Source organism: Bacillus sp. P4_D3 (assembly GCF_056401855.1).
This window is the reverse complement of the sequence record NZ_JBFUIN010000206.1, coordinates 1-5,615: the sequence shown is the minus strand read 5'-3', so window position 1 is coordinate 5,615 and position 5,615 is coordinate 1. Positions and strand designations below refer to the sequence as shown.

The 5,615-nt window shown below is 35.8% G+C and carries 3 protein-coding genes; 2 read left to right on the top strand and 1 reads right to left on the bottom strand.

What is annotated here, in order from left to right; genetic code table 11:
* Positions 1-84 precede the first annotated feature (84 nt).
* Entirely contained in the window at positions 85-2,724 is a 2,640-nt protein-coding gene (locus AC1DTM_RS17210; protein ID WP_016103856.1) for an S-layer homology domain-containing protein, read from the top strand.
* Between the two features lie 134 nt (positions 2,725-2,858).
* On the opposite strand, the gene AC1DTM_RS17205 is transcribed toward AC1DTM_RS17210, so the two are convergent.
* Entirely contained in the window at positions 2,859-4,238 is a 1,380-nt protein-coding gene (locus tag AC1DTM_RS17205; RefSeq protein WP_016103857.1) for an O-antigen ligase family protein, read from the bottom strand.
* Positions 4,239-4,696: 458 nt separating this feature from the next.
* On the opposite strand from AC1DTM_RS17205, the gene AC1DTM_RS17200 reads away from it, so the two are divergent.
* Positions 4,697-5,485 carry an enoyl-CoA hydratase gene (locus tag AC1DTM_RS17200; RefSeq protein WP_016103858.1) on the top strand — a complete coding sequence of 263 codons (789 nt, stop codon included), beginning with the start codon at positions 4,697-4,699 and terminating at the stop codon, positions 5,483-5,485.
* Positions 5,486-5,615: the final 130 nt, after the last annotated feature.

The following is a 5,615-nucleotide window of genomic DNA, read 5'->3' as shown; positions in this document are numbered from 1 at the left end:
ATATATGAATTTAGTAAATCACTAGTTTTTCAAATACATATTTCTAAAGCTAGTATTATATTTCTCAAGGAGGAAAATAAATCAATGGCAAAAAATAAGTCTTTTAACAAATTAATGGCTGGTACAATGACAGCTGCAATGGTAGCTGGCGTAGTAGCACCAGTTGCTACAGCAGCAGAAGAGGGCGCATTTAAAGATGTTCCTAAAGGACATTGGTCTGCAGATGCGATCAATTCTATGGCTGCAAAAGGTATTATCGTAGGTACTGGTAATGGCCTATTCGGATTTGGTGACGATGTAACTCGTGCTCAAGTAGCTACTTTCATGGTAAAAGCAAAAGGTCTTGAAACTGGATCAACAAAAACTCCATTCACAGATGTAGCTGAAAACAGCATTTATGCTAAATTCATCGCAGCTGCTGAAGCTAACAAAATCATGGCTGGTTTAGGCGATGGTAAATTCGGTCCAGACGAGAAGTTAACTCGTGCACAAATGGCACAGCTTCTTGTTAACGCATACGGCTTCAAAGCTGATGACAATAACAAAAAAACTTTCAATGACATCGACGGTTTATCTTGGGCAACTGCAAAATCTTCAATCGAGACTCTTGCAAGCTTAGGTATCGTAGCTGGTGAAGGTGAAGGCAAATTCAATCCAAACGGCGTTGTAACTCGTGAGCAAGCTGCTCAATTCATCTTCAATGCTATGAACTATCATCCAGAAGTAAAAACAGATGCTAAAGTTGAATCTGTAAGTGCGATCAACGCTCAAGAAATTAAAGTTACATTCACAAATCCAGTAAATGAAAAAACTGCGATTAACGAAGAGCACTACAAATTTAAGAAAAATGGTGCTGACTTAACATCTGAGGACTTCTTAGGTGACAAAGGTGAGAAAGGTGTTCTTTCAAAAGATGGTAAGAGCGTAACTTTCAAATTAAAAGCTGAGAAAGCATTTGCTAACTCTGACAAATATACAGTACACGTAACTACAGGCGTATTAGGTGCTGACTTAAAACCTGTAGAAAAATATCTTGATTCAGAAAAAACATTCTCTGACTCAGTAGCTCCAGAATTATTAGGTGCACGTGTTGTTGGTAAGAAAGTTGAATTAACATTTAACAAACCTGTGACAACAGATGCAAAAGTTAAAATTGATGGTGTTGAGCTTACAGAAACAAAAACTGCAAGTGAAATTCCAGGAGTATACACTTTAACAACTGATGTAGTTACAGGAAAAGATGGAATCTTCGCTAAAGGTGATCATGAAGTAGTTGTATACGATGCGAAAGATACATTATCTGTAAATCCTAATACAGCTTCAATCTTAACAACAAAATACACTGTATCTTCTGATACAACAGCACCAGAAGTGAAAGAATTAAAAGCTATTAACAGCCGTACTTTCAAAGTTACATTCTCAGAGCCATTAAGCCAACAACCTGAAGTAACAGTGAAAAAAGGTAACCATACATTCACTACAGCTGCTTATCAAGCACCAGGTGTTAATGGTCAAGTTCAATTTACAGTTGATCCACAAGATGCAACTTCATACATCGTTTCTATTAAAGAAGATGAAAAGAATGCTCTTAACCCATTATATGCAGGCAGTGAAAAGAACGTTGACTTAAGTGTTAACCTTAAAAACTTCAAAGATACAGTAAACTTACTTGGTAAACCAGTTGATATGAGCGTTTCTTTATCTCAAGATACTGCTACACCAAAAGTATCTACTGATAGCTTAAACAAAATTGAAGGTAATAACTTACTAGTTAAATTTAACGGTAAAATTGTTGTAAATAATAAAGACCAAATCGTAGTACGTGACAAAGATGGCGTAGTTGTAACATCTGAAATCACAGCTGTTGGCGATGTATTAAACATTAAACTTGGTTCAGAAGCAAAAGATGAGCCTTACACAGTAGAATTAAGAGCTGGCGCTGTTAAGTTTGCAAAAGATGACAACTTAGCTTCTTACTCTGTAAACACAAACAGCAACGCTGCATTCAACACAACTGTTGGTAACACAGGTATCGTAACACCTGTTGTAGAGATGGACAAAGGAATTATTAAAATTGCTGGTGATGTAATCACTATCAACTATACACAAGACATGAGCGGTAACGCGAAAGATGTAGAAAACTATAAAATTGATGGTAAAGCATTACCAGCAGGTACAACTGTAGAATTCGTTGGTAACAAAAAGACTGTTAAAGTTTCTCTACCAAAAAATTATTTCGCAAAAGAACAATCTGCTAAATTTACAATTAGCACAAACGTATTAACTGCATCTGGAAGCAAAGTAGTAGCTAATGCTCAAACGAAAGCTCCAGTAGAAGATTTAATTAAATTCGCTGATAACACAGCTCCAAAATTAGCAAGCGCTGTTTATGTGAAAGCTAAGAGTGGAGATGAAGTTTCAAATAAAATCAAAGTAACATTTGATGAAAACCTTGGAGCAATCACAAACACACCTGAATTTATCAATGACTTAAAAGTTGTTGTAAATGACAACGTTGCAACAGTTACTGGTATTGAAAAAGATGCTAAAAATGCAAACGTTGTTTACTTAACAACTGAAAAAGCTCTAAACGTTGCTCAAGCTGCAACAATTAGCGTAGTACCAAAAGGTGCAGATAATGCAGAAATCAACATTACAGATGCTGCAGGTAACAAGTTAGCGCTTGGTAACGTAACTGCATCAACTTCTGAAGTTCAAAAATAATAATAGATAGTACATCTGTTATTGATGAAAATCCCTTGTAGGAAATTTCCTGCAAGGGATTTTTTATACTATTCGCTTCATAGTGGTTATAAAAAATACCATGCCCTTAAAACAAGGGTATGGTATTTCAAGTGTTATTCAATTTCCAAATCAACGATCATATAAGCAAGTATAACAGCAAAGAAAATACTTACAGCCGGTGCTGTTAATACGTGGCCAGACATAAAGCCGATGCCGAGCGATAGGACGAGTGTGCTAGCTAGTAGCATATGTTTTACACTAAATAGTTTCTTGAAGTTTGTGATTATACGAATGAATATTTTTATACCGAAATAAAGAAGCGGTAGTAAGTACGTAAGGAACCCGACAATTCCGAATGCGAAGAATAGGTCGTAGAAATCCATTTCGATCAACTTTATTTTCGTTGTATAGTTACCAGCGTAGCCCATTCCAAATAGTTTTTGAGATAGTGGTGCGTCTTTATAATATTGTTTGTATATTTTTAAATACTTGTCACGATCACTGTAAATTAAACTTTTCATTTCAGAGTCTGTTAGTTCACCCTGCTTATGTTCTTCTTCTTTAATTACTTTTCCTTCTTTTCGTTCTTTTTCTTCTTGTACTGATTTTTTATATTCATACATTTGTAAATGAATGCTCATATTTTTTGCGATAGGAGTTTGTGGTGTAAGGGCAAGTAAACCTCCTAATACGATAGCAGCAATAACTGTGTTTACAAGGTATGTGAATCCTTGTCCTTCTTGTTTGCGATGAATCATATATTGAATGAATGAGAATAGAAGTGCCACGCCAAGCGTAACAATAATTGCACCATATCCTACTTTCGTTCCGACCATAATGCTTGCATACATCGCGAGTACAGTTGGAATCCAGTAATAAATTTTCGAGAAAGAAGTTGTTTTATGAACTGAGTATAAGACAACGATTGGGAACATAATGGCAAAAATAGAACTTAAATCATTCCCAGCAAAGAACCAACCTCTTGAACCGATCTTTGAGTGAGGATAGCTTTGGAAATCTGTGCCCGTTACCATTGCCGCAATGAGTGAGATACTCAAAATTAATGTTGCATATAAGAAATAGGTAATGATTTTATGAAACGCATATTCGTTATTTTTTAGTTCTTTCAGTGCGATAATATATCCAAACAGTAGTACAATTGGATATACACTCTTTAAAATAAATTTCACTTCTTCTCCAAATGAAATTGGAGATTTGACCATTAAATTATTCACGAGGCCGATTGCGAGTACAATGCCAAATAGACATAAGTAAAGAATATACTTTTTCGCACCTTGTTGTTTATGATGAAGAAGTAGATAACCTAATGCAAGAAGCATAAAGGCGAAACGGACTACGATTCCGACTGTTGCACTCATGTGTAATACATAGATTGAAAAGGATGTTAATAAATCTAAGATTGGTTGAAACACAATGAATAGCAGTAGGAAATGCGGGAAGTAGTTATCCGTCTGTTTTAACTTAGTAACCATATGTTCCACCATTCCTTCATTCTTTTATTTCAGTATCCCTATATAGGAAGATAAATGAATTTCTATATTTGTTTTTTATATTAAACTTAAGAATACAACATTTCATTGTAATGGTAAATAGATGAAGAGTATGGGGAAACCGACTTTAATTGCTATATTTTTCAACGGAATTGTATGTTTTACTCCGCTATTGGTGGGCAGTAAGGCCCCTGCCTCAAAATTCAGCGAAAGTAAAAAAGTTAGATGGGGGTTGGGCTGCCCGTAAAAGCCCGATTGGTGAAGGCTAATAATCAGCGGGGGATGAAGAGAACCCCCACTGATTAAAGTTTCACTTTATACAAGGGTATATACAAATTATGAGATTATTAGACAGAAAATTTAGAAAAAAGAAGGGTTTTTCATCTACTTTCTATAATTATATAAGTATAATCTTTATGTGGAAAAGAGGGGTATATATAATGGAAGTAACAAGTAAAACAGAATCTGTTGTTGTGAAATATGAAGGGCGCGTAGCAACGGTTATGGTCAATCGTCCAGAGGTGTTAAATGCATTAGATGAGCCAACGTTAAAAGAGTTATTACAAAAGTTGAAAGAAGTGGCGGAAAGTTCTGTTCACGTTGTTGTGTTATGCGGAAGTGGCCGTGGTTTTTCGGCGGGTGGAGATATTAAATCCATGCTTTCAAGTAATGATGAAAGTAAGTTTGAAGGCATCATGAATACAATTTCTGAAATCGTTGTGACGTTATATACGATGCCAAAGCTTGTTATTAGTGCAATTCATGGGCCGACTGCTGGGCTTGGATTAAGTATTGCATTAACAGCTGATTATGTCATGGCAGATATATCATCAGTTATTGCGATGAACTTTATTGGAATCGCTTTAATTCCAGATGGTGGTGGCCATTTCTTCCTTCAAAAGCGCGTCGGTGAAAATATGACGAAGAAGATCATTTGGGAAGGGAAGAAATTATCAGCGACAGAAGCGCTAGATATCGGTTTAATTGATGAAGTAATCGGTGAGGATTTCCAAACGGCTGTGAAGCAAAAAATTAATGAATGGTTACAAAAACCGATTAAGGCGATGATCCAAACGAAACAAATTTTATGTGAAGTGAATCGCTCTAATTTAGAACAAACGCTGCAGCTTGAAAAACGCGGTCAATATGCGATGAGACAAACAGCAGATCATAAAGAAGGTATTGCTGCTTTTTTAGAAAAGCGTCTACCATCATTTAAAGGGGAATAAAGTGAAACTTTAATCCGCGGGGGATTTGTTTATCCCACGCGGATTATTAGTCTTACTGCCCGTTAATTCGAGATAAAGGGAAGAAAGTGCTAACACATTTTAGTATAATTGTGTTAGCACTTTTTTTAGG